Raw genomic sequence first — 23,942 nt, forward strand, 5'->3', positions numbered from 1 at the left:
GCGCTTTCGTGGCATCATCTGTGGCACCTCCACTCCACTGCAGGAGCGCATGCCATGGCAACGTATATCGTTTTCACCCGCGAAAGCACGCAGGATCAGGCCGAACTCGACATCTATCAGAGCAAGGTGGGCGCAACCTTCAAGGGGCACCCCATCAAAATCCTTGCTGCCTATGGTCCGCAGCAGGTGCTCGAGGGTGACGCGCCTGAGGGTGTCGTGATTGTCGAGTTTCCCACCACGGAAGCGGCACGCGCTTGGTACGACGGTCCTGAGTATCAGGAAGTCAGGCAGCACCGCTTCAAAGGCTCGAAATATCGCGCCGTTCTCGTCGAAGGCGTTTGAGGCGACCGGCGCCGCTCTGGCGGCGCCGAATCAGTTTGCCAAGCTAGTTCGACAAATGCAGGTTCTTCGTTAGCACCGTACCCGTGTGCGGGCTGATCAGCCAGACGGCGCGAATATTGGCGTACAGAACCGAGGTTCGGGTCGTGATGTCGGTCGGCTCGTCATCGGTTGGATCGCTGTGTTCGCGCTTATCGCTCAGGTAGGGCGGCGTCAGGTCACACATCAGCGCAATGGCGAAGTCGCCGTCGACACTGGCGAAGGTCGCTTGCGGAACCGTGAGGTGCGCGCGCACCTTGGTCTTGCTGGATGCGTCGAGCTTGAGTCCAACGAGATCGATCTGTTGGACAAATCCTTTCGCTTTGGCTTCCGGGGCTACCACCAGACCGCGTCCGCTTTGCCCGGCGACTATTTTCTTAAGCACTATCATGCCCGGCGCGTCGTCGCTTGCCAGATCAGTCTTGACGGTCAGGGAATGGTTTTGCGAACGATAGAGCACGCCGTACGGCAGCGGTACGACGAAAACCAGATCGTGATCGAGACCGACCTTGGCCAGGTCGAGATTGGGCGGCGGCTTGCGGGCAGGAATCAGTTCGCGTAGACGCTCGGTCAAGGTGGGCCAGTTCGCATGGACGCGCCCTGTCGCCAGCGTATCTCTAACCGCACCGGGGTCGTCGCCGACAACAGGCCGCGCCGCGAAAATATCCGCGCGCGGCGAGACTTGCGCCTGGCTCGCAGCCTTGACATCGGAGGCGGCCTGCAAGGATGCGGCATGTGCAAGCGCCTCGAAGCAGAGCAGGGCGCAAGCAGCGTTGAAGCGAATCAGTCGGGATTTCAGGTTGGACACGACGAAGCCCTCCGGGACGACCGCAGTCTAGCGTAACGGTGACCGGAATGGGCGACGTCTGCGCCTCGTGGGCTTGCCGATTTACTTCACTGCCCCCAAAGCGAGTCCTTTGACCAGATAGCGCTGCAGCCAGGCAAACACCACGGAAACCGGCAAGGTTGCGCACAGCGTCGCGGCCATGACCAGATGCCATTCGACGACGTATTTCCCCGCCACCATATCGGTGACCTGCACGGTGAGCGTCTTGTTTTCGGGCGAACGGATCAGCGTATAAACCACCGCAAACTCATTCCACGCGTTGATAAACGTAAAGATGGCGGTGACGACAATGGCTGGTACGGCCAACGGCAGGAACACCTTGAATACCGCCTTGGCTCTACCGCAGCCTTCGAGCCACGCCGACTCTTCCAGGTCGCGCGGCACGGTCTGAAAGTACGACGACAGCATCCACACCGCGAACGCAATGTTGAACGCCGCGTACGAGACGATGACCGCGAGCTTCGAGTCCACCAGATTGCCGTCGCCGTAGGGAATCATCGCGGCGAGGCGGAACAGGCCGACCACCAGCAGGATGGGCGAGAGCATCTGCGTGACGAGCAGGAATTGCCGGTACAAGCCGCGTCCCTTGAACGGAAAGCGCGCGAGGGCATAGGCCGCGGGCAGGCTGACCGCCAGCGCGAGCGCCATGGAAAGCAGGCTGATCACCACGCTGTTGCGCAACGCCACGCCGAAGTTGGCGGCCTCCCACATATCCGCGAAGTTGCTCCATTGCCAGTGCACCGGCAACCAGCGCGCCGGGTAGACGAACACCTCGTTGGCCGGCTTGAGCGCGGTAAACAGCATGATCGCAAACGGGAACAGCACCAGGACGATCAGCGGAGAGAGCGCGAGCCAGCACCACAGCGTGCGTTTCATCTTGAGGCTCATGCGTTCTCTCCTTCTTTTGACGGCTGCATGCGCAGATACAGCATCGAAAACGCGAACAGCATGACCAGCATGATCAGCGACACCGCTGCCGCCTGACCCGGACGTCCAAGCCGGAAGCCGACTTCGTATAGGTAAGTGACGAGGATGTGCGTGCTTTCATCGGGGCCGCCTTGCGTCATGACCCAGATGATCGGAAACGAATTGAACACGTAGATCACATTCAGCAGGATCGCCATGTTGACGAACGGTTTGAGCAGCGGCAGCGTCAGCTTGCGGAACTGCTGCCATGCGCTCGCTCCGTCGATACGCGCCGCTTCGTAGATATCGCCTGGTACGGATGACAAACCGCCCAGCAGGATGGTCACCGTGAACGGAATCGATACGAGAATCCCCACGGCGATCTCGACCGGAAACGCCAGCTCGGGTGTAGCGAGCCAGTGAATCGGCCCGTCGATGAGGCCGAGCCGGTGCAGCGTGACGTTGACCATGCCGTAGTCGTCATTGAAGGCCCAACGCCACACGACGGCGGTCATCGTCAGCGACACGGACCACGGCAGCATCACAATGGTGCGTGCTACGCCGCGTCCATAGAAATCCTGATTAAGCACGAGCGCCACCGGCACGGAGATCAGCACGGTGCCGCCCACCACAAAGAAGGTCCAGTAGACGGTTCGCCTTAGCGCACCGAGAAATTCCGGATCGGCAAAGACGGTATAGAAATTCTTCAGCCCGGTGAAGTCACGGATGGCGCCAAAACGCGAAACGTCGTGCAGCGACTGATACACGATGTTGAAAATCGGATAGCTGATGATAAACAGCGCCAATATCAAACTAGGCGCAATCAGCAACCAGGGCGCCGACAGGCGCGGGGAAGCAGGACGGCTCATGCGTGCTCGATCGTAAGTCGCGCCGGACGCTCGATTCACCCTCGAGGCCGGTGCAACGGGATGGGCCGGGTACAACACGATGCGCGCCGCTGATAGCAGCGGCGCGCACCGGTCTACATTGACACGTTGTTAAATTACCCTGGCATTACTTGCCAAGCGATTCATTTGCCTTTTCGGCTGCCGCGTTAAGCGCAGCGGCCGGCTGGGCCTTGCCAAGGTAGATCGACTGCATGGCGTCGGATACAGCCTTGGCGGTATCTTCCCAACCCGTGATGGTCGGAGCGAACTTCGCGCTCGGCAGCAGCGCGATAAACGCCTTCGTATCAGGATTGTCGAACGCCGGGTCGGTCGCTTCGGCCTTGGTGGTCGGCAGGAAACCTTCCGTGCTCGTGAACTTCACACGCGGCTCTTTCGTGAACAGATAGTCGAGGAACTTCCAGGCGCTCTTCTTCACCTTCGAGTTCTTGAACATCACGATCGAATCCGTCACTGCATACGTGGCGTGCGTCGTGCCCATCGGGATCGGATCGATGCCGTACTTCAGGTTCGGCGCTTCCTTCGCGATCTGCTTGGAGAGGAACGGTGCCGAGATCACCATGGCGACGCGGCCCTGCTTGAACAGGTTCTGCACGTCTTCACGGCTATAGCCCGTCACGCCGGGTTCCGTCAGGCCGTCGTCGATCAGCGTCTTGTACAGCGTCGCTGCCTTCACGCCAGCCGGCGAGTTGAACGCAGCTTTGCCGTCCTTGCCCACCACTTCGCCGCCGTAGCTCCACAGCGCGTAGTAAAAGTAGACGTCCGTTTCGATTTCCTTGCCTTGCAGACCGAAGCCGGCAATGCCTTGCGCCTTCAGCTTCTTCGATGCATCGATCACGTCATTCCAGGTCTTCGGGCCGTTCGGATAACCGACCTTGGCCAGCAGATCCTTGTTGTAGTAGAGCGCGCGGGCCGAGGCGGCGATCGGCAGGCCGTACACCTTGCCGTTGATCTCGCCCGGAGCGAGGAACGGGCCGATGAAGCGGTTCTTGAAGCTCGCATCCATGTAGCCGTCGAGCGGCTCAGCCACATCGTCCTTCACGAAGTCGAGCAGCCAGCGTGTGCCGACGATCGCGAGATCGGCGTTGGCGCCACCCGTGATGTCCGTTTGCAGTTTCTGCTGCAGCGTGTCCCAGCTCACGTCCTCGATCTTGATGGTCGTGCCGGGATTGGCCTTTTCGAAGTCCGAGGCAACTTGCTGGAAGTACGGTGCGGTGGCGTCGCTGTAATGGGCGACGGTCACGCGGACCGTGTCGGCGTGTGCCGCGACGGCCAAACCTGCACACGCGAGCGCTACGGCAATCTTGCCTAGCGCGAAGGAAGCACGGGCTTGCAACGACATTTCTCTCTCCTGTGTCGATCGGAGTTAGCGCTTTAGCGCTTACTCCGGTCCCATCCAACGAAGATGGGGGGTGGTCTGCTGCCGTCGCCGGCTGCTGGGTTATCAAATTGTTTGAAAAAATCCTACAGGAGTTAAAAAATGTTGTCACGTAGGGTCTTCGATATTTTTTATCTGGGCCGTTTATGCTTAAGATGCTGTAAAGAAGGCGTATTTTGTGCGGTGCGAAGACGGGCGTAGAATCCGCCGAGGCACTCAGAATAAGCGGTTTGAGTGGTTTGTGTTGGAAATTTACAGGGTGCGAAGGGTTTTGGCGCCGGTCAACCGAGGGTGAGGGAAGACATGAATCGAGTGGTTTTGGTCACCGGCGCCGCCGGCGGGATCGGTAGCGCGCTGTGCCGGCGTTTTGTCGAGCAGGGCGATACCGTGCTCGCGCTCGACCTCAACCCGGCCGCGCTCGATGCGCTTGCCGCCACGCTGGGCGCAGACCGAGTCACATCGGTCGTGGCCGATCTGGCGGACCCCGCGTCTGTGCAGGCGGCGGTCGCGCAGGCGGTCAAGCTGCGCGGGCCGGTCGACGTGCTGGTGGCCAACGCGGGCGGCGCAAAATCGCCAACGCTGGCTACCACCGACATCGCCAGCTGGCAACGCGACGTGAACCTCAACCTGAACGGCACGTATTACACAGTAGAAGCCGTGCGCGCCTCGATGATCGAGCGCCAGCAGGGCGTGCTGGTGCTGATCGGCTCGGTCAACGGGCTGGCGTCGCTCGGTCACCCGGCCTACAGCGCCGCGAAAGCCGGCTTGATCAGCTATACGAAGGCGCTGGCGCTGGAACTGGGCAAATACGGCATCCGCGCGAACATCGTCTGCCCGGGCACCGTGAAAACAAAGGCGTGGCAGGCGCGTGTCGACAAGAATCCACAGGTCTTCGAGAACCTGAAGAAATACTATCCGTTGCGCGACTTCGCAACGCCGGACGACATCGCCGACGCGGTGCAGTTTCTCGCCTCGCCGATGGCGCGCGTGATTACCGGCGTGGCTTTGCCGGTCGACGGCGGCCTGATGGCAGGCAACCGGCTGATGGCCGAGGATTTGACGCTCGAGACGTTTTGAACCAGATGAACGTGGTGCGCGCACCTTGCGGTTGCACCGGACGACGATGAGGACAGCATGGCAGCAGTGCAACTGAGCGGCATTTTCAAGCGTTACGGCGACACGCAGGTGGTGCACGGCATCGATCTGAATATCGACGACGGCGAATTCGTCGTGCTGGTCGGGCCGTCGGGTTGCGGCAAGAGCACGCTGATGCGCATGGTGGCCGGACTCGAGGAGATCAGCGGCGGTGACCTGATGATCGGCGGCACACGCGCCAACAGTCTCGCGCCGCAGCAGCGCAATATCTCGATGGTGTTCCAGAGCTATGCGTTGTATCCGCATCTTTCGGTCTACGAAAATATCGCCTTCGGCCCACGCATCCGTAAGGAATCGTCCAGCAGTTTCAAGCCGCGCATCGAAGCCGCGGCGAAGATGCTCAACCTTGGCAGCTATCTGGACCGTTTGCCGCGCGCGCTCTCCGGCGGGCAGCGCCAGCGTGTGGCGATGGGCCGCGCCGTGGTGCGCGAACCGTCTTTGTTTCTGTTCGATGAACCGCTGTCGAATCTCGACGCCAAGCTGCGTGTGCAGATGCGTACCGAGATCAAGGCACTGCACCAGCGGCTGAAGAACACGGTCATCTACGTCACGCACGATCAGATCGAAGCGATGACGATGGCCGACCGGATTGTCGTGATGAACGCGGGACGCATCGAACAGATCGGCCGGCCGCTGGATCTGTACGACCGGCCGGCGAACCTGTTCGTGGCCAGCTTTCTTGGCTCGCCCTCGATGAATTTCGTCGACGGCGTGCTGACGAGCGGCGCAAGCGGTCTCGCGCTGAAACTGGCGGACGGCAGTGAGGTGGCCTTGTCGCAGACACCGTCCTCCGCCAAAACCGGCGCGAAGGTTACGCTTGGCATTCGACCCGAGCACATTGATGTCGTGGCGCCGCCGGAAGGCGTCTCCATGGAGGTCGAAGTGGTCGAGCCAACTGGCGCCGAGACCCACTTGTACGGGAAAATAGGCGGCAGCACGTGGTGCGTGACGACGCGCCAGCGCTCGACCATCGAGCCTGGTCAGCGCGTGGCGCTACGCTTGCCGGCTGGACACATTCACCTGTTCGATACGGAGAGTGGACGCAGGCTCGACTGAAATCGCGTGTGGCCGCCGTTTTGAGTTGTACGAAGCGCGGATTCCAGACCTTGAACCCATAAGGAAACACACGGGTGTCCGCTCCCAACCTGATTCCCCACATTCGCGGTGCGTTGACCGAGTTACGCCCAGCCGAGCGCAAGGTCGCCGACATGGTGCTGAGCGACGTCGACTTCGCCATGCGCGCGAGCATTACGGAGCTCGCCCAGCGCGCGGACGTGTCCGAGCCTTCGGTCACCCGCTTTTGCCGCGCGGTCGGCGCGAACGGCCTGCGCGACTTCAAGATGCAACTGGCGCAGAGCGTGGCGGGCGGTTTGCCGTATGCGTCCACGGCCGTCGCACGGGATGACGACATCAAGACCTTGCTCGACAAGGTCGGCGAAGCGGCGGTCGACGGCATCACACATGCGCGCGAGGCGCTCGATCCAGTGGTGGTCGAAGCGGCGATTGCGAGCCTGGCCAGCGCGCGTCGCGTGTATTTCTTCGGCGTAGGATCAGGCTCGGGACTGGTGGCCCAGGATGCGGCACTGCGCTTCCTGCGACTCGACATCGCCGCCAGCGCTTTCGTCGACGGTCATCTGCAACGCCTTTATGCCGGGCTTCTCGAACCCGGCGACGTGGCGTTCGCAATTTCGCACTCGGGGCGCAGCATCGAGGTGAACGAAAGCATTCAGATCGCCAAGGAGCGCGGCGCCACGACCATTGCGCTGACCAATGTCGGCTCGCGGCTTGCGTGGCTCGTCGACATTCCGCTGCTGCTGCGCGTGCCGAGCGCGATCGATCCACACACGCCGGGCGTATCGCGGCTCGTGCATCTGTGCATCATGGATGCGCTGGCTATCGGCGTGGCCCTCAAGCTTGGGCCCAAGACCCTCGAAAAGATGCGCCATGCCAAGGCACGCCTGTCGAATGAGCCCGAGCCTGCAGCGGGTGAATCGTCCTAGCGGCGTTCGCCGCTTTCTTTCCCATTACCCTCAAGAATCGCCAGGCGCTGCCGTTAATGCGTACGGAGCGCTTTTGGATTGAATCTTTTAGCGATTCGAGCGGATAGGTGTAAGCTGGCATCCGAAAAAATCCGCATTTAATCAATTGCTCTCAATGCGACGGGGACGGCAAAATCCGAAGGCGGAGTCGTTTTCGACGGAATTGAAGGCGGTATCCTGGTCACCTTCACATGGAGACGCTGTGATTCGACGCGGCCTCGGGGGTCTGCTGCTCGCATTGAGTTGCCTTGGCAGCGCAATGGCGGCTGGTCCGACCTGTTCCCGTTCGTTTACGCTGGCGTTGCACGATCACGGTCTGCTCTATTCGGTTGACACCGACACGGGCATCGACAAGGACTTCGCCGACGAGCTGATCCGTCGCAGCGGTTGCCAGATCAGAGTCAGCCTGATGTCGCGCGCGCGCATCTGGAAGCTGATCGAATCTGGCGCGCTCGATTTCAGCCTGTCCGGGATTGCCAATGACGAGCGTAATCAGTACGCGGATTTCGCCTGGTACTTCAGCGACAAATACTATTTGCTGGTGCGCAAGGATGCCGGCATTCGCCAGTTAAGCGATTTCGAGCACAACGACCAGTTTCAGCTCGGCGTTATCCGCAGCTTCCGCTATAGCGAATCGGCCAACCGGCTGGTTGACGATCTGACGGCGGAAAACCGCGTTAGCCAGGCCGGCGGCCTGGACCCGCTGTATAAGGCGCTGCTTCTGGGGCAAATCCAGGGGATGATTATCGAGCCCTTCGATTACCCCGCTATCGATGAAACGAAAATTCGCGATGTGACCACTATCGTGGAGTTCAACGATCCCGCCGTACCGCATGGCGTGATCATGTCGAAGAGGTCGCTGTCGTCGGCCGAGCGGGAGAAATGGCGGGCGCTGGTAAATGAAATGCGTGCGGACGGCACCGTACGGCGGATCTTCCAGAAGTATTTCAAACCTGACCTCGCCGATTCGATGGTCGACTTCCAGACGCCGCCGTGAGCTGGACGCGCCTTATCCTGCTGCCACTCCTGGTCTTGTCCACTTCACTCAGTGTGACGTGGGCACTTTGGGACCATGAGCGGCAAGCTGCGCGCCATGAACTGCTCACTCAGTTCGACTTCTCGCTGGGCGACGCTGTCAGCCGGATCGAACAGCGTATGGGCACGTATGAGCTGTTGCTGCGCGGCGTGCAGAGTCTGTTCAGCGCGACCGGCACGGTGGACCGCGAGCGCTTCCACGATTACGTCAGCACGCTTGATCTCGACGCCAACTTCTCGGGCATTCAGGCCATTGGCATCGTCACGTGGGTGCCGGCGGCGCAAAAGGCCGACCACATCGCCGCCATGCGCCAACAGGGCCTGCCCGACTATACGATCCAGCCTGACGGCTCGCGCGAAAACTACGCGCCTATCATCCAGCGTGAGCCTTATATTGGCCTCAATCGCGCGCCGCCTGGTTTCGATGGCTGGACCGACCCGGCGCGGCGCCGCGCCATGGAGCGGGCGCGCGATTCCGGCATGGCGGCGATTTCAGGGAAGGTTCGCCTCTCGGTGGATTCCGAGGCCACGCCTCGCCCCGGCTTCGTCCTGTACCTGCCGATCTACGCACCCGGGCAGTCGCAGGACAGCGTTGCCCAGCGCCGCGCTCACCTGATCGGCTGGGTCTATGCTTCGTTCCGCATGCGCGACGTGATCGCCAGTTTGTACGGCGAGCAGCCTCCCGGGCTGACCATCGCGATCTACGATGGCATCGAGCCTTCGGCCGCGACGCTGGTGTATAAGACAGCCGATGCGGGCGGCCATCATTTGCCCACGGATATTTCGGCCAACGAATATCTCGTCGTCGACGGTCACGACTGGACGCTTTCGATGAGCGCCCAGGACGATTTCAATGCCCGCTTCGGCCGCAACACAGCCCTGCTGATTGCCGCTATCGGGACGGGCCTTAGCCTGATGCTGACCGTCCTCACCTGGCTCATCATGACCGGCCGCGGCCGCGCGATGCGGCTCGCCTCGGCGATGACGAAAGAACTGCGTGACAACGAGGCCGAGCTTCGCATCGCCGCGGTTGCGTTCGACTCGCAGGAGCCGATGATGATCACCGACGCCGACGCCAAAATTCTGCGCGTGAACTCGGCGTTCACCGCATGCACGGGCTACACACCCGAGGAAATTGTGGGCCAGACGCCGCGCGTATTTCAGTCGGGTCGTCACGACGAAGCGTTCTTCCGCGCGATGTGGGAAGCGATTCAGTGTGACGGCGCATGGCAAGGGGAAGTCTGGGACCGTCGCAAGAATGGCGAAATCTACCCGAAGTGGCTGACGATTTCCTCGGTGAGAGGCGACGATGGGGCTATCAGTCACTATGTCGGCACGCATCACGACATTACCGAGCGCAAGATCGCGGAAGAGCGAATCAAGGAACTGGCGTTCTTCGACGCGCTGACCCGCTTGCCTAACCGGACCTTGCTGCTGGACCGCCTGAAGCAGGCGATTACCGCGAGCGCGCGGAGTGACACGTGCGGCGCCTTGCTCTTTATCGATCTGGATCACTTCAAGACGCTAAACGACACCCTGGGCCACGACAAAGGCGACTTGCTGCTGCAGCAAGTCGCGCAACGCCTGGCCGCGAGCGTACTCGAGAACGACACAGTGGCCCGCGTAGGGGGCGACGAGTTCGTGGTGGTGGTGGGGAGCCTGCACGAGAATCGCGAGGAAGCCGCCACCCAGACCGAAACGCTGGGCGAAAAAATTCTCGCTGTCCTCGGTAGTCCGTATCAACTTGGAGACATTGAGTACCGCAGCACTGCGAGCATCGGCGCCACCGTGTTCAAGGGACATCAGACGTGCATCGACGAACTGCTGAAGCAGGCAGACCTCGCAATGTACAAGTCCAAGGAAAAGGGCCGCAATGCGGTGTGTTTCTTCGATCCGGACATGCAGACCGTTGTGTTGGAGCGGGCCGCGCTGGAAGCCGGGTTGCGCAATGCGATCGAGGCCAATCAGTTCCTGCTGCACTACCAGGCGCAGGTCGACGGCACGCGCGTAACGGGTGCGGAAGCGCTGGTGCGCTGGCAGCATCCCACGCGCGGTATCGTCCCGCCTGCCGAGTTCATTCCGTTGGCGGAGGAAACCGGTCTGATCCTTGCCCTCGGAAGCTGGGTCATGGAGGCGGCCTGCATGCAACTGGCGCAATGGGCCACGCGTGCGGACATGGAACATCTCACGATTGCAGTGAACGTCAGTGTCCAGCAGTTCCGCGAACCTGATTTCGTGGACAAGGTTTTGACCATCATTGCCCGCACCCGCGCGAGGCCAGACAGGTTGAAGCTTGAGTTGACCGAGAGCGTGCTGGTCGACAACGCACAGGACATCATCCAGAAGATGGCGGCGCTCAAGGCAAAAGGCGTGGAGTTCTCGCTCGACGACTTTGGCATTGGCTATTCATCGTTGTCCTATTTGAAGCGTCTGCCATTGGATCAGTTGAAGATCGACCGCTCATTCGTACGCGATGTGCTGGTCGACCCGAACGACGCCGTGATTGCCCGCGCCATCATCGCGCTTGCACAGAGCCTCGGCCTCGGGGTGATTGCCGAAGGCGTGGAGACCGAGGCGCAGCGTGACTTCCTCGCCGGAGCAGGATGTCACGCGTATCAGGGGTACTACTTCTGCCGGCCGCTTCCGATCGAGGGCTTCGAAGAGTTTTTGAGCACGCTCGAGGCCCGGCAATGTGTGGCCGAGTAGGCTACTGATGCGTTCGCGCGTTGACAGTCCCATTCACGAACGTAGGAGACGACGGCGGAGATAGAAACGGTCCGCGCCCGGATTCCGGGTGCGGACCGTTTTTACTGCGTAACCGCGCATCGTTATTTTATGTCGCGGCTTTTTATAGGCTCTCAGGTTCCAACGGATACAGCCGTACTGCAGGAAAAAATGTACTCCCGGCTGTATTTTCTAAGCAAGCAAAAATTTCTGGGTCAAACCCTGGTGATGGGTAATAAATACCTACCTGCGCGCGAGATAGGGTTTGCGTAGATTTTTCCAGGTTGAGCAGGCGGGGATATAGCAACGCCATGGGCGATAAGGCGCAGGAACGAAGCCTGATAGTTCTGGAAACCAGGCAATCCTGAAGATGCCGTATGGATCGACTTTCAGATGGCGTATGAAGATCGGGGCGCAGCCTGCAGGCTGCGCCCCGATTGTCTGGAGCTGTGGCGGATCAACGCCGGCCCACCGATCCTGCCGGTGGTGCGCACACCGTGTGCCGTATCGTTAGCTGCGCGCCCGCTCGATCGCAGTTGTAGCCAGCTCTCGCGCAAGATCTCCGTACAGCTCGGCCCACTTGCCAAGCAGGCTGGGATCGTCGGTCAGGAACAGCGGATGTTCGGCCCAAACGGTGACGCTTGCACCCTCCCAGGCAACCTCGAATATGCGCAGGTCCTCATCTTCGCTAACGCCGCCGTCTATCAGGTCACGAAATGAGGCAAGGCCGTGGAGAGAGACATCGTGGGGAGCAATGCAATGGATTGCGGCCAGCGCGGCAATGGCTTCCTTTTGCGCGGCGATGCGGCTGTCGGCCATCAGGAACACGATGCTTTCGTCACGCCCGTGCCCGGATATCACGCGATACAGCGAGGTTTTGCAACGATGGCTGAGCTGTGTGCCCATGGTGGCCTCCGCTTTCGCGCGCAAATCGTCAATGCGCTGGATCGCAGGCCTAACTTTGATGGGCGCCCCTGAGCGCCGTTTCCGGTTGCGATTGCGGTAGCGATCGCTACACCGGTGCACGTAAAAGCCACACGCAAGCAGGCTGACTAACGCGAGAATCGCGACGCCTACGAGTACTGCCAGATCTGTGCGCACCATTTCAGGCTCCATTCAGTCCGGCGCGTGCGTGGCCTGACATCTCCCGCACGTCTCCTGTCGTTCGTTAGAACACGATTATTCTAGTCAGCAATCTATCCCCCTTTGGGACGCTTTTCTACCCAGGGTTGGACCGGGTTCGGGTTACCACGAACCTTTCGGGTTCGGAGAGGACATGCCAGCCTCGAGGCGAGCAATGGCGGCTGCGGATATCGCCTGGCGGGCAATCGCCATGTTGCGCCGCCGCACGTTTGCGCGATAGACGGGGTCGCCCGCCAGGAACGTCTCGCCGCTCAGCGAACAAACGCCTTTGCGGCGGGCGACGCGCAAAGTCCAGGTCTGGTCGCCATATCTGCCTGATGTCGCGTCTGCGAGAGCCACCACGATGGAGGTCGGTGATATGCGCTCGAGGATCTCGATCCGTGTGGAGTTTCGTACGGAATCCTGACGTCGCCGGTCCGCCGCCGCCAAGGCCCAACGGGCCTCGGCGGCCCTGACGACCGCAAGCGGCGACACGGGTGCCAACAAGGCCAGCACTTGCTGCCACCGTTGATCGTCTGCACTGTCTTTCATGGTTCGTTCCGTATCGAATTCGCCTGGCAAACCTTATAAATTTTCCCGGATCATGGCGAAGACATCGGCGGATTGGCCTTGCAACATCGCTTTCGCTGAGTACAGGACCATCCCGTACGCGGAGCCCCAATCGATCTTCGGCGGCATCACGAGCGTCATCGTATCCACCTTGACGTTCAGAAGTGCGGGGCCCGGTTCCTTCAACCAGGTCACGACGGCATCTTCGAGCTCATCGGCCTTCGTCACCGTGCGCCCCCAGAATCCGATCGCTTCGGCGACCTTACCGAAGTCCGGGTTTTGCAACCCTGTGTAGAGCGGCAGCATGCCTTCGGACTTCTGTTCGATGTCGATAAACCCGAGCTTGCCGTTGTCGAACACGACCACCTTGATGGGCAGCTTCTCCTGCACGGCCGTCATGAGTTCACCGAACAGCATGGCAAGACCGCCGTCGCCGGACATCGAAATCACCTGACGTCCGGGCTGGCACTTTTGCAACCCCAGCGACATTGGCAGAGCAGCCGCCATCGTGCCGTGTAGCAGACTCGAAAACACGCGGCGTTTTCCGTTCGTTTCGATGTGCCGATACAACCAGACGGTGGGGGTGCCATCGTCGGCGCAGAAGATCGCATCGCTCGCCGCGTGCCGGTTGATCAACTCGGTCAGATAGATGGGAGGGATCGTCCCACGGTCCGACGGGACCGCCTTGGACCGGTGGCTCTCCAGCGCATCGGCATGCCGTGCGACGAGCCTGTCGCGGAACTCGGTGGACGTGCGCGGTTTCAGGCGTGGCAACAACGCTTCCATGGTGGACCTGATATCGCCAACCAGCCCTAGCGTGACCGGATGCCGGCGGCCGAGGTGATCGGGTGCGATGTCGATCTGAACGATTTTGGCCTTCTCCGGGTAGAACTGCCGCCATGCGAAGTCCGCACCCAACAACAGCAAGGTCTCGCATTCGGACACCGCCAGGTAACCCGCTTCGCTGCCGATAATGCCGGTCATGCCGACGTTGTACGGGTTGTCGTGTTCAAGCACGTCCTTGGCGCGCGACGTGTGTGCAATCGGCGCCTTCAGCCGCTCGGCCACCGCGAGAATTTCAGCGTGGGCGCCGCGGCATCCCGAGCCGCCGTAGATGGCAACTTTCTCGCCCGAGTTGAGAATGTCGGCGACACGGTCGAGGTCTGCGTCATTTGGCCGGACCATGGGCACATTCGTGTGGACCGAATACGGCACCGCGTCGCTCGCAGTGGCGTGGGAGATGTCAACCGGAACGATCAGCACGGCCACGCCACCTTTTGCAATGGCGGTTTGACACGCAATTACCGTTTTACGCCGGGCCTGCTCCGGCGTGATGATCATGTCGCAGAACACGCTGCACGATCCGTAGATCGCCTTGAAGTCGACCTCTTGCGGAAAGTTGAAGCCGATTTCCTCGCTGGCCACCTGGGTTGCAATCAGGATCACCGGCGCACGGTTGCGATTGGCGTCCACCAGACCATTGATGAAGTGAAGACTGCCAGGCCCGCAACTTCCGGCAACGGCCGTCAGGTTGCCGGTCAACATGGCTTCGCCTTCGGCAGCGAATGCTCCCGCCTCTTCATGGCGCACATGGACCCACTCGATGTCGCTCTCGTTGATGTGGTGAGCGATAAGGTTCAGTGTGTCGCCCACGATCCCGTAGCAATGCTTTACGCCAGCCGCGGCGAGCGTTTCCACGATGATTTCGGCCACTTTTTTGCCCATACTTGTTCTCCAGAGGATGCTTTGTTCGTGAACCGGTCTACCGCCTTTGGGAACTGCAGATGCGCAGTCGGCCAGTGTTCTTCTCGCTCACCGGACCGGTGGGATGGTCTCGGTATGTTGAGCGGAGTCCTCAGCATCGAATATCCCTCTGATGGGGGAGCGGGGCCGTGACATGCCCGTCATGGCTGGCTTCCGAAGCAGGCGATCTGTAAAGTTGCTGTCCCGTATCGGGTACAGTGGCGCATTCCGTACGCCCGCCGGGCAACGCATCCGCACCCCGCGATGAAACGCATCCCTCTCTGTCCGTTGTTGCATGACGGCCCGTCCGATGTTCAGGTGTGGCGAGTCGATATCGACTTCGCCGCGACGCTCGCTGACGAAGCGTTCAGCGTGCTTTCCGGCGACGAGCGCGCGCACGCGCGCGTGTTTCGACGCAGCGAAGATGCGCTTCGCTTCGCAACGGTGCGCGCCGCTTTGCGAGAGCAACTCGCGAGTACGCTCGCCACCGCGCCGCACGCGCTGCGGCTTGTGCGCGACGCCATGGGCCGTCCGTCGCTGGCTGAAACCACGTCATTGGATTTCAACGTGTCGCACTCGGGCGCGCATGGTCTGATCGCACTATCCATGCGACGCCGGGTAGGCGTGGATATCGAGCAGCGCAGCGCGCATCTCGACTGGCGCTCGCTTGCCTCGCTGACGCTGGCGGGCAGCGAAGCGGCTTGGCTCGACGAGGCGTCTGCGGACCAACGTCTCGAGCACTTCTACGACGCCTGGGTCGCGAAGGAGGCCTTGCTCAAGACAACAGGCGTCGGCGTGGTGCGTGGGTTGCAACGTCTGACGGTCCTGCCGCGCGAGGGTACGCAGGTACGTTTGCGCGATCACGTGCCTGACGAGGCCCGGGATCTCGCGGCAACGTGGCTCGCTGCGCCCGCGGGTTATGCCACGTGCGTCGCATGGTCGACGCAGGAACGCCTCGTCCCTTTTGGCGGGTGACGTCACTTTTAAATGCTATTGAGAATTATTCGCATTTAAGTTAGATTACAGCCTCCCACTGGATTAACGGAGGCTGGATCGATGGCGGATGGACTAGCGGGACCCGGACAGGTTTTGCACCGTGGCCGCACGCCGCGCGCGTCCCTACCGCAGACCGGCAAACGTCGCCGGGAACCGGGCCAGACCGCTGACGCTGCGGGCGGCTGCGGCGGTGCGTTGCTGGACGTGCTGATCGGACATCGCCCGTCGCTGGTGACGCTCGCTGCCTCGTTCGTCGGTTGCGGCAGCCGCGCCGAAGATGTGGTGCACGACGTGTTCGTCAAGCTCGTGGCTTTTCCAAACCAGGATGCAATTCGTCAACCAGTGGCATATGTCACGCGGATGGTGCGCAATGCCGCGATGGATGCGTGTGATCGCGAGACGCTCGAAAGCGCCTGGCAGGCTGACGCAGAGGACGGCCTCGATATCGCTTCGTCTGACCCGGGTCCCGAAGCGGCGCTAGCGACTCGCGATGCGCTGCGCCACGCGTTCGATGCGTTGGCCCAGTTGCCTGAGCGCACGCGTGCTGCCTTCGAGTTCGTGCGCCTGCGCGAAGAGACGTTGCAGGACACGGCTCGCGCGCTGAATGTGTCGCAAACGCTGGTTCACTTCATGGTTCGCGACGCGGCGAAGCATTGCGCCGATTGCGTCCGTCCCGGTACCGGTCAGAAAAACCCGGCTGGCCGCTGGCGGGGATAAGCGCGTCGATCCAGTCCGGTATTCATATATACGGGCTACCTGTTTACCCTGGCGGCGACTTGTCCGGCAGTGCTCGACTTGCCGCCGCAACTACGTTCAAACGCTTGCCGGTTCTGGCAAAGCGCATATTTCACCGAGATCGCGCACGCCGGTCATCAGCCGCGGCTTATCTCAAAAGCCATTTCCCACATATTGATATTTTGCGCTGGCCCGAATTAAGATGACTTCCCTCGATACGCGACGCGTGTCGATCCGGCGAGGAGTCGCATTTGCGGTAATCCGTTCAATGAGTCAGGTTTCGGGACGCGACGGCTGACCGTCAGAATCCCGTCAAGGCAGCCCCTAAAAGCTTGGGAGACAAAGATGCTGAGCCCTCATGAATTCGCAACGCTGATGCTGGTTAAGGACGCCACGGCGCAACTGGAGGTTGATCGGGCAGATCTCGACGTTCTGCTCGCGCGCCAACTCGTCAGTCTCGAACACGCGGGCTCCGGCGAGGCATTGCCGCGTTTGACCCGTGAGGGTTACTCGTTCCTGAAAGCGGCTGGCCGCATTCACTGATATCGACCCGGAGCGCGGGAAGCCGCGTCACCGTCTGTACGATCCCGAAGAGGCTTCCAGATAACGGTAATTTGAGCGGACGTGCTGGTATAGAACCTGAGAGAGCGGTAACTTAGTTTGTTATGCTTATTTAAAAATACGAGTCGCCTTAAGGAGCTTCAAGATGAATGAGTTGTTTCCGGAGCAGTTTGCCGCGGCTCAAAAGGCCAGCCTCGAAACGTTTTACGGTCTGGCAAACCTGTCTTTCGAGAGCTTCCAGAAGCTGACCGTGTTGAATCTGCAGGCGGCCAGATCGGCCCTTGCCGACACGCATAAACTGCTGTCCGCCGCTGACCCGCAGGTGTTTTTCGCGCAGCAGGCTAGTCCTGACGGTGGGTTTGCCGAACGAATCCAGGCTTGGCAGTATCGCGTGTATGAGATTGCAGTGGGCACCCAGACGGGGTTCGCAGCGATTGCAGCGGCGCAGTACGAAGCGCACAATCGCCGGGTGCAGGCGCTCTTCGAAGATATGTCGAAGCAGGCGCCGGCGGGTTCCGAAGCGGCTGTCGCTGCGCTGAAAAAGCTGATCGATTCGAGCGGCGTGTTTTACGACAGCGTCAACAAGTCGGTTCGGCAAGCTGTCAACATGGCCGAAGGCGGCTTCGAAGCGGTGCTGCCGCGCACATCGAACGCATCGGGCGCAACAACCGGGTGAGTGGCCGGGAAGGCTGAACACGCGGTGACCGGATCAGCATCCTCTCACGCGAGGCAGCCGCAATGACAAGCCAGATCGCATTGGTGACGGGTGGAATGGGTGGTATCGGTGAAGCCATCGCCGTCAAGCTGCATGACGCAGGTTATACGACGGTGGTGACGTACTCACCCGCTAACACCGGTGCGCAAGCCTGGCTAGCGCGGATGGAAGCGGCCGGGCGCCGCTTTCCGGCTTACGAAGTAGATGTTGCGGACTACGATGCATGTCAGCGAGGTGCCCAAAAGCTTCAAGCGGAAGTGGGCAATGTCGATGTTCTCGTCAATAACGCCGGCATCACGCGCGACGCCAGCTTCAAGAAGCTCGACAAGGTCAACTGGGACGCAGTTCTGCGCACCAACCTCGATTCGCTTTTCAACATGACGAAACCGGTTTGCGACGGCATGGTGGAGCGAGGTTGGGGGCGCATCGTCAATATCTCGTCCATTATCGGCTCCAAGGGCGGTTTCGGTCAGACGAACTATGCCGCCGCGAAAGCGGGCATGCATGGCTTTACCAAATCTCTGGCACTCGAAGTGGCGAAAAAGGGTGTCACGGTCAATACCGTGTCGCCTGGATTTATCGCCACCAGAATGGTCATGGCGGTGCCGCAAGAAGTGCTCGACACCAGGATCATTCCGCAGATCCCGGTGGGACGGCTTGGGCAGCCCGAGGAGGTGGCGGCGCTCGTACTCTATCTATGCTCGCGGGAGGCGGCCTTCGTCACCGGCGCCAACATCGCCATCAATGGTGGACAGCACCTGCAGTAGCGGGCTCGCCAATCTCCACCAGCACGCCTAAGCATCCGAACAGGCGTGCATCCCACACTTTGCACTTTCCCCCGTAAAACATGGCTGATTATTTCGGCACGGTCATTTTTTTCGTAGAACAATCTATATTGTTGCAATGGCAAGCGGCAGGTCGTCGGAACGCAGCCCGTCCACAACCCGGCACAGCATGGCAGCGCATTGCGCCGGGATTCAATCGTCAGGTACAGCAACAGGGGAAGACATGTCGACCTCACCGCTTATCGATGGTAGCGCCCCGCATGGCACCGGCGGGCAGGCGGCACAGACCGACGCGCGTCTGTACAACCATGACCTCGCACCGGTTCCGCTCAACAAACGCACGTGGACCGGCTATTGCATCTTTGCCATGTGGATGTCGGATGTCCACAGCGTCGGCGGTTACACGTTTGCGGCAAGCCTGTTTCTTCTCGGCATATCCGGCTGGCAGGTATTGATTGCGCTCACCATCGGCATTCTGGTCGTGTATGTGCTGATGAACCTGGTCGGCAAACCCAGTTATGTGCATGGCATTCCGTTTCCGGTCATGGCCCGCGTCAGCATGGGCGTCATGGGTGCGAACCTCGCGGCGGTCATCCGCGGTGTGGTGGGCATTGTCTGGTACGGCGTGCAAACCTACTTTGCGTCGAAAGCGGTGGCGACGCTCGTCATTCTGTTTTTTCCAGCGGCTGCGGCGCTGCACGACTTCAGCTTCCTGCGCCTCGACGGACTTGGCTGGGTCAGCTTCCTGTTCATGTGGGTGTTCCAGCTGATCATCTTCCAGCGCGGCATGGAGGCGATCCGCAAGTTCATCGATTTCTGCGGCCCGGCTGTATATGTGGTGATGTTCGCGCTGATGGCGTGGATTCTTTCGCAAGCGGGGCTGGGCAGCCTGAGTCTCACGCTCGGCGGCAAGGTACTGTCCGGCAGCGAGCAGTTCGCCAGCATGGGTAATGCCACGCTGCTGGTGGTGAGTTACTTCGCTGCGCTGTTGCTCAACTTCGGCGACTTCTCGCGCTTTGCCAAGAGCGAGCGTCAGATGAAGGTAGGTAATTTTCTCGGCCTGCCGGTCAATTTCATCGTATTCGCCATCATCACAGTGATCGTGACCTCCGGCAGCGCGACCGTGTTCGGCTCGATGATCATGGACCCGGTTGCAATCGTCGCTCACATCCAGAATAAGGTGGCCGTGGTGATCGGCAGTCTGACGTTTATCGTGGCGACAATGGGCATCAACATCGTTGCCAATTTTGTCTCGCCTGCCTACGACATCGCGAATCTTTTTCCCAAACATATCGACTTCAAGAAGGGCGGCCTCGTGGCCTCGATTCTTGCGGTTCTCGTGTGTCCGTGGATTTTTGTTGACAGTCCCAAGGCGATTACGATTTTCGTCAGCGTGTTTGGCTCAGTGCTGGCGCCGCTATATGGTGTGATGATGGCCGACTTCTACCTCATCAAGAAGCAGCAGATCGAAACGGCCGAGCTTTACAGCATGGCGCCGGCCGGACGCTTCTATTACGACGGCGGCTGGAACAAGGTGGGCATTGCTGCGCTGGTCATTTCCGGCATCATCTCGGTGGGCTGGGAACTCTGCACGCAACTGCTGCACGTCTTGCCCGCCAATAACTTCGGGTGGCTGATCGGTGCAGCGGTGGGTGCTGTGCTTTATGTGGTGATGATGCGGGCGGCGAGGCGCAACTAGCGTGTGGTGCTGCGAAGAGGGTTCGCGTTCATTTATGTAGCCGCGCACGCAGGTCGACGGCGGTCGCCGCGCTGACCGGTTTCGCCGCGTCGTCGAGATGGACCGCAACCTTGCGGTAGACGTCGCGGCAAAACTGCATGCCGGCAGTAGCTTCCGGCATTGCTTCCTGAACAGGTTCGATTTTCTCCGGATTGGTGAGCGCTGCGTCTACTGCCATCTCGTCGGTCGGGTCCGCCTTCATGATGCCGATGCCCTGAATGGTCACAGACAGGCAGGGGTCTGGCATCTGCTTGCCGTGCGTGGCAACGACGTTGAAGTTGATGTTAAGGCGCCAGAATCCATCGTGAATGTTCTGATGAATGATCACGGCCTTCACCAGTTCCTGATGCGACAACAAATACTCGCTGTTTGCCATGAATGTGCTCCTCGAACGCAATCGTCTTTCGAGTGCCGTGCCGCGTAGGACGCTGCATCAGCCCGACATGACATCACATGCCGGATCACATTGTACGAGGCTGAAAATCACAATCAAGACGCGCGCACCAGTCATGCAGCGCGATACGACCTGGACCTGTTTAACAGGCTGGCCGGTGCTGCTTGCGGGTGGTTAACTTTATTTTGGCAGAGGTGAGGTAGCCGCATCCTTGCGGGTAGCCACATGCACCTCTGCCTGAGACGGTGATGTCAGTGAAAGATCAGATAAAGGATGACGAGGACGATTACCGGTACGCCAAGTAGCCAGCCGAGTAAGTAGGGCATGATAGTTCTCCTCCGGTAGATGGTTGTGGTACGAGAACTACCCAGCATTGGGCGTGCCTGGGCCGTGGCTGCGTCGGTTTATATTGTCCCGGATGGTGGTCGCAGGGCCGTCGTCACTCCTACGCTGCGCGCAGCGGTGCGAAGGGCAACTCGCTGTTCATCGCCTCTTGATACGCCGCGTTCAGTCGCGTCATGTCCTGCTTGCGATCGCTTGCCTGCACGTTGCTCAGTCCGGGCAATTCCAGCGTGACAGGGCGGCAAAACGGATAGTCGCGCACCCGCAGTTCGGGTGCGACCGTCGTGAAGAACGCCGTCGTGGGCACGTCGAATCCGGCTGCAATGTGCACGGCTGCGGTGTCTGCAGTCAGCACGTAACGCGCGTGTCTGACCCACGTAAGAAAGTCTGCAGTGCCTGGAGATGCTGCTGTCACATCCACATACTGCGGATGATCGACAGGTCCAAAGCCCAGCACGGGAAAGCCGAACTGCTCGAACAAGCGGCTCACGAGTACGCTACGCACCGGTGTCGCAATGCTGCGGATCGGCGTACTGGCCGTTGGACAGAACAGCACATATGGACGGTTGCGCCACGCCTCGGGCAATGAAGGCAGCTCCAGTGTCTGGAGCCAGCGGTTGGCCTTGTTCGATGACGGCACGCTCGAGGGGGGCACACCGAGCGCATCGAGGAAAAAATCGATCATCGGCAACGACATGAAGCGAGGCCAGAAGAGCTGGTTGCCGAGGTCGATACGCACTTCTTCGCGTGAGATATCCGCAAGCGGCCAAGGCAAGCTGCGAGTGCTCGCAACGCGGCCTTCGGCAAGCGCATAGAGTTGTTCGACGTAAGCTGGCGCCAGTTCCGGCCGGTACACGACGAAGCGCACGTGCGGGTAGATCTGCCGGATCGCTGCCAGCGCGGTCAAGCCGATAATCGAATCGCCGAGCGTCACGCCCATGCCGTTGATCACATGAGCAACAGCGATTTGCGAGTAATCGAGTTCGAATGGCTGGGCGGCTGCGTTGAGGATGCCGGCCTGGCTCGCAAGCGCAACGTGCTCGCCGATCTCAGCGTCGCGCTGCTCGAGATCGTACGGCGCGACGATGCGGCCTTTGGCATCAAGCAGAGAGCCCGGGTAGGCGAGTGCTTCGTCTGCACGTAGGCTTTGCAATTCAATTGTTCCGTGGGTTACGCCGAAGCGTTGAGACCGCGTATTTTACGGCGCTTTTCCGCCGGACGCCGTGAGACTCGCACGCAACTCCTTGCGAATTACCTTGCCGGTTGCGGTCATCGGCAATGTTTCCACAAAGCGTATCTCGCGTGGATATTCATGCGCGGCAAGGCGCGTCTTGACGTGCTGCTGTATGTCGCGCACCAGATCGTCGCCCGGCACAAAGCCCGCATTCAGCACCACGAATGCCAGCACGATCTCCGTGCGTTGCGCATCTGGCGCACCGACCACCGCGGCCATGCAGACTGCCGGATGTTGCAGCAGGCAGTCTTCAATCGACGCCGGGCCGATGCGATAACCAGCGCTAGTGATGACGTCGTCGTTACGTCCGACGAAGCGGATGAAGCCCTCGTTATTACGCTGGCCGAGATCACCGGTTAGCAGATAGCGTCCGCGGAATTTGTCGCGCGTGGCGGCCTCGTTGCGCCAGTAACCGAGGAACATTACCGGATCGGGGCCGGCAATTGCGATGTTGCCGATCATGCCGTTCGGCACGGGCTGGCCATCATCGTCCACAATCGCAACCTCGTGGCCCGGCACCGCTTTGCCGATCGCGCCGATCTGCGGCGGGTACAGCGTCGCGCACGACGACACCACGACGTTGCACTCCGTTTGCCCATAGAACTCATTGATGGTCACGCCGAGCGCGGCGCGCCCCCACGCGATCAGTTCTTCGCCAAGCGATTCGCCGCCGCTCGCCACCGCATGCAACGCGAGCTTCCAGCGCTCCGGATGCGCGACTGTGCGCATCATTTTCAGCGCGGTCGGCGGCAGGAAGGTGTGTGTGACTGCATGACGCGCCATCAGGTCGAACGCGGCTTCGCCGTCGAACTTTTCGAAGCGGCGCGCAAGGACGGTCACGCCGTGATGCCACGCGGGCAGTAGCACATCGAAGAGACCGCCGATCCACGCCCAGTCGGCTGGCGTCCAGATCAGTTGCGCCTGTGCCGGAAAGCAGGCCTGCGACAGTTCCACGCCTGGCAGATGCCCTAGCAATACGCGTTGTGCATGCAGCGCGCCTTTTGGCTTGCCCGTGGTGCCGGAGGTGTAGATGATGACCGCGGGATCTTCGGACGAGGTGTCCACTGGTTCGAACGAGTCGGACTCTACGTTGAGGGCTTCCCAGAACGCGTGCACGTCGCTGGCCGCGGCGGCTTGATTGGCGTCGATGCAATACACAGCTTTCAGCTCCGGCAGCGTGTGGCGTATTTCAGCGAGCTTTTGCAGACCTGCTGCATCGGTGATGAGAGCGGTTGCGGCGCTATCCGCGAGCCGGTATTGAATAGCGTCGACGCCGAACAGCGCGAAGAGCGGCACGGCGATGCAGCCGGCCTTATATGCCGCCACATGCGCAAGCGCAGTTTCGGGCGATTGCGGCAGGAAGATCGCCACGCGGTCGCCCCGCGCGACTCCGCTGCGGCGCAAGGCATTGGCAAACTGATTGGAGCGAGCCTTGAGATCGTCGAAGCTATAGTGCGTGGCGCTGCCGTCGCGATCCTCGTAGATCAGCGCGAGGCGCCCCGAGCCGTCGGCCCATTTGTCGCACACGTCCACGCCAATGTTGTAGCGATCCGGTATCTGCCAAGCGAATGTGGCGGCCAATGTCTCATACGTTTGCGCTGCTGGAAGCATCGCTTTCTCCACGTGTCCCGATCGATCTG

Annotated in this window: 22 protein-coding genes; 12 read left to right on the forward strand and 10 right to left on the reverse strand. The window is 60.6% G+C overall.

Features of this window, described 5'->3' with window-relative positions; genetic code table 11:
- Positions 1 to 54: 54 nt before the first annotated feature.
- Positions 55 to 342: a DUF1330 domain-containing protein gene (locus P3T20_RS31830; RefSeq protein WP_074267372.1), complete on the forward strand. Its 288-nt coding sequence runs from the start codon at positions 55 to 57 to the stop codon at positions 340 to 342.
- A 43-nt stretch (positions 343 to 385) separates the two neighbouring features.
- Here the strand turns inward: P3T20_RS31830 and P3T20_RS31835 are convergent, their stop codons facing one another.
- The 4 genes from P3T20_RS31835 to P3T20_RS31850 all read right to left on the reverse strand — a co-directional run bounded on the left by P3T20_RS31835 (position 386) and on the right by P3T20_RS31850 (position 4,378).
- On the reverse strand, positions 386 to 1,186 hold the full coding sequence (locus tag P3T20_RS31835; RefSeq protein ID WP_429288899.1) for a hypothetical protein: 801 nt from the start codon (positions 1,184 to 1,186) through the stop codon (positions 386 to 388).
- An 81-nt stretch (positions 1,187 to 1,267) separates the two neighbouring features.
- Positions 1,268 to 2,113: a carbohydrate ABC transporter permease gene (locus P3T20_RS31840; protein WP_074267374.1), complete on the reverse strand. Its 846-nt coding sequence runs from the start codon at positions 2,111 to 2,113 to the stop codon at positions 1,268 to 1,270.
- Positions 2,110 to 3,000: a carbohydrate ABC transporter permease gene (locus tag P3T20_RS31845; protein ID WP_074267375.1), complete on the reverse strand. Its 891-nt coding sequence runs from the start codon at positions 2,998 to 3,000 to the stop codon at positions 2,110 to 2,112. The genes P3T20_RS31840 and P3T20_RS31845 overlap by 4 nt, the downstream gene beginning before the upstream one ends.
- A 145-nt stretch (positions 3,001 to 3,145) precedes the next feature.
- Positions 3,146 to 4,378: an ABC transporter substrate-binding protein gene (locus P3T20_RS31850; RefSeq protein WP_074267376.1), complete on the reverse strand. Its 1,233-nt coding sequence runs from the start codon at positions 4,376 to 4,378 to the stop codon at positions 3,146 to 3,148.
- Between the two features lie 339 nt (positions 4,379 to 4,717).
- On the opposite strand from P3T20_RS31850, the gene P3T20_RS31855 reads away from it, so the two are divergent.
- The 5 genes from P3T20_RS31855 (at position 4,718) to P3T20_RS31875 (ending at position 11,349) form a co-directional block, all read left to right on the forward strand.
- On the forward strand, positions 4,718 to 5,491 hold the full coding sequence (locus P3T20_RS31855) for an SDR family oxidoreductase (RefSeq protein ID WP_429288900.1): 774 nt from the start codon (positions 4,718 to 4,720) through the stop codon (positions 5,489 to 5,491).
- A gap of 57 nt (positions 5,492 to 5,548) precedes the next feature.
- Positions 5,549 to 6,625, forward strand: coding sequence for an ABC transporter ATP-binding protein (locus P3T20_RS31860; RefSeq protein WP_429288901.1), 1,077 nt, complete (start codon positions 5,549 to 5,551; stop codon positions 6,623 to 6,625).
- A 74-nt stretch (positions 6,626 to 6,699) separates the two neighbouring features.
- Entirely contained in the window at positions 6,700 to 7,569 is an 870-nt protein-coding gene (locus P3T20_RS31865) for a MurR/RpiR family transcriptional regulator (protein WP_074267379.1), read from the forward strand.
- Positions 7,570 to 7,810: 241 nt separating this feature from the next.
- A complete protein-coding gene (locus P3T20_RS31870) occupies positions 7,811 to 8,605 on the forward strand; it encodes a substrate-binding periplasmic protein (protein WP_429288902.1) in 795 nt (264 codons plus the stop codon).
- A complete protein-coding gene (locus P3T20_RS31875) occupies positions 8,602 to 11,349 on the forward strand; it encodes a bifunctional diguanylate cyclase/phosphodiesterase (protein WP_429288903.1) in 2,748 nt (915 codons plus the stop codon). The genes P3T20_RS31870 and P3T20_RS31875 overlap by 4 nt, the downstream gene beginning before the upstream one ends.
- Before the next feature lie 528 nt (positions 11,350 to 11,877).
- Here P3T20_RS31875 and P3T20_RS31880 read toward each other — a convergent pair.
- The 3 genes from P3T20_RS31880 to P3T20_RS31890 all read right to left on the reverse strand — a co-directional run bounded on the left by P3T20_RS31880 (position 11,878) and on the right by P3T20_RS31890 (position 14,784).
- A complete protein-coding gene (locus P3T20_RS31880; RefSeq protein ID WP_254368967.1) occupies positions 11,878 to 12,273 on the reverse strand; it encodes a hypothetical protein in 396 nt (131 codons plus the stop codon).
- Between the two features lie 339 nt (positions 12,274 to 12,612).
- A complete protein-coding gene (locus P3T20_RS31885) occupies positions 12,613 to 13,041 on the reverse strand; it encodes a DUF3331 domain-containing protein (RefSeq protein ID WP_074267383.1) in 429 nt (142 codons plus the stop codon).
- Positions 13,042 to 13,074: 33 nt separating this feature from the next.
- Positions 13,075 to 14,784: a thiamine pyrophosphate-dependent enzyme gene (locus P3T20_RS31890; protein ID WP_429288904.1), complete on the reverse strand. Its 1,710-nt coding sequence runs from the start codon at positions 14,782 to 14,784 to the stop codon at positions 13,075 to 13,077.
- Between the two features lie 282 nt (positions 14,785 to 15,066).
- On the opposite strand from P3T20_RS31890, the gene P3T20_RS31895 reads away from it, so the two are divergent.
- The 6 genes from P3T20_RS31895 (at position 15,067) to P3T20_RS31920 (ending at position 20,293) form a co-directional block, all read left to right on the forward strand.
- Positions 15,067 to 15,777 carry a 4'-phosphopantetheinyl transferase family protein gene (locus tag P3T20_RS31895; RefSeq protein ID WP_429288905.1) on the forward strand — a complete coding sequence of 237 codons (711 nt, stop codon included), beginning with the start codon at positions 15,067 to 15,069 and terminating at the stop codon, positions 15,775 to 15,777.
- Between the two features lie 81 nt (positions 15,778 to 15,858).
- Entirely contained in the window at positions 15,859 to 16,515 is a 657-nt protein-coding gene (locus P3T20_RS31900) for an RNA polymerase factor sigma-70 (protein ID WP_429288906.1), read from the forward strand.
- Between the two features lie 363 nt (positions 16,516 to 16,878).
- Positions 16,879 to 17,076: a hypothetical protein gene (locus tag P3T20_RS31905; protein ID WP_074267387.1), complete on the forward strand. Its 198-nt coding sequence runs from the start codon at positions 16,879 to 16,881 to the stop codon at positions 17,074 to 17,076.
- Between the two features lie 163 nt (positions 17,077 to 17,239).
- Positions 17,240 to 17,770: a TIGR01841 family phasin gene (gene phaP / locus P3T20_RS31910; RefSeq protein ID WP_429288907.1), complete on the forward strand. Its 531-nt coding sequence runs from the start codon at positions 17,240 to 17,242 to the stop codon at positions 17,768 to 17,770.
- Between the two features lie 62 nt (positions 17,771 to 17,832).
- A complete protein-coding gene (gene phbB / locus P3T20_RS31915) occupies positions 17,833 to 18,576 on the forward strand; it encodes an acetoacetyl-CoA reductase (protein WP_074267389.1) in 744 nt (247 codons plus the stop codon).
- A 241-nt stretch (positions 18,577 to 18,817) separates the two neighbouring features.
- Positions 18,818 to 20,293 (forward strand): NCS1 family nucleobase:cation symporter-1, encoded by a 1,476-nt coding sequence (locus tag P3T20_RS31920; protein ID WP_429288908.1) that lies wholly within the window; start codon positions 18,818 to 18,820, stop codon positions 20,291 to 20,293.
- Positions 20,294 to 20,321: 28 nt separating this feature from the next.
- On the opposite strand, the gene P3T20_RS31925 is transcribed toward P3T20_RS31920, so the two are convergent.
- The 3 genes from P3T20_RS31925 to P3T20_RS31935 all read right to left on the reverse strand — a co-directional run bounded on the left by P3T20_RS31925 (position 20,322) and on the right by P3T20_RS31935 (position 23,913).
- Entirely contained in the window at positions 20,322 to 20,708 is a 387-nt protein-coding gene (locus P3T20_RS31925; RefSeq protein WP_429288909.1) for a hypothetical protein, read from the reverse strand.
- A 463-nt stretch (positions 20,709 to 21,171) separates the two neighbouring features.
- Positions 21,172 to 22,221 carry a glycosyltransferase family 9 protein gene (locus P3T20_RS31930; protein ID WP_429288910.1) on the reverse strand — a complete coding sequence of 350 codons (1,050 nt, stop codon included), beginning with the start codon at positions 22,219 to 22,221 and terminating at the stop codon, positions 21,172 to 21,174.
- Between the two features lie 45 nt (positions 22,222 to 22,266).
- Positions 22,267 to 23,913: an acyl-CoA synthetase gene (locus P3T20_RS31935; protein WP_429288911.1), complete on the reverse strand. Its 1,647-nt coding sequence runs from the start codon at positions 23,911 to 23,913 to the stop codon at positions 22,267 to 22,269.
- Between the last annotated feature and the right edge of the window lie 29 nt (positions 23,914 to 23,942).

The sequence above is a fragment of the Paraburkholderia sp. GAS206C genome (assembly GCF_050435645.1).
Taxonomy (GTDB): domain Bacteria; phylum Pseudomonadota; class Gammaproteobacteria; order Burkholderiales; family Burkholderiaceae; genus Paraburkholderia; species Paraburkholderia phenazinium_B.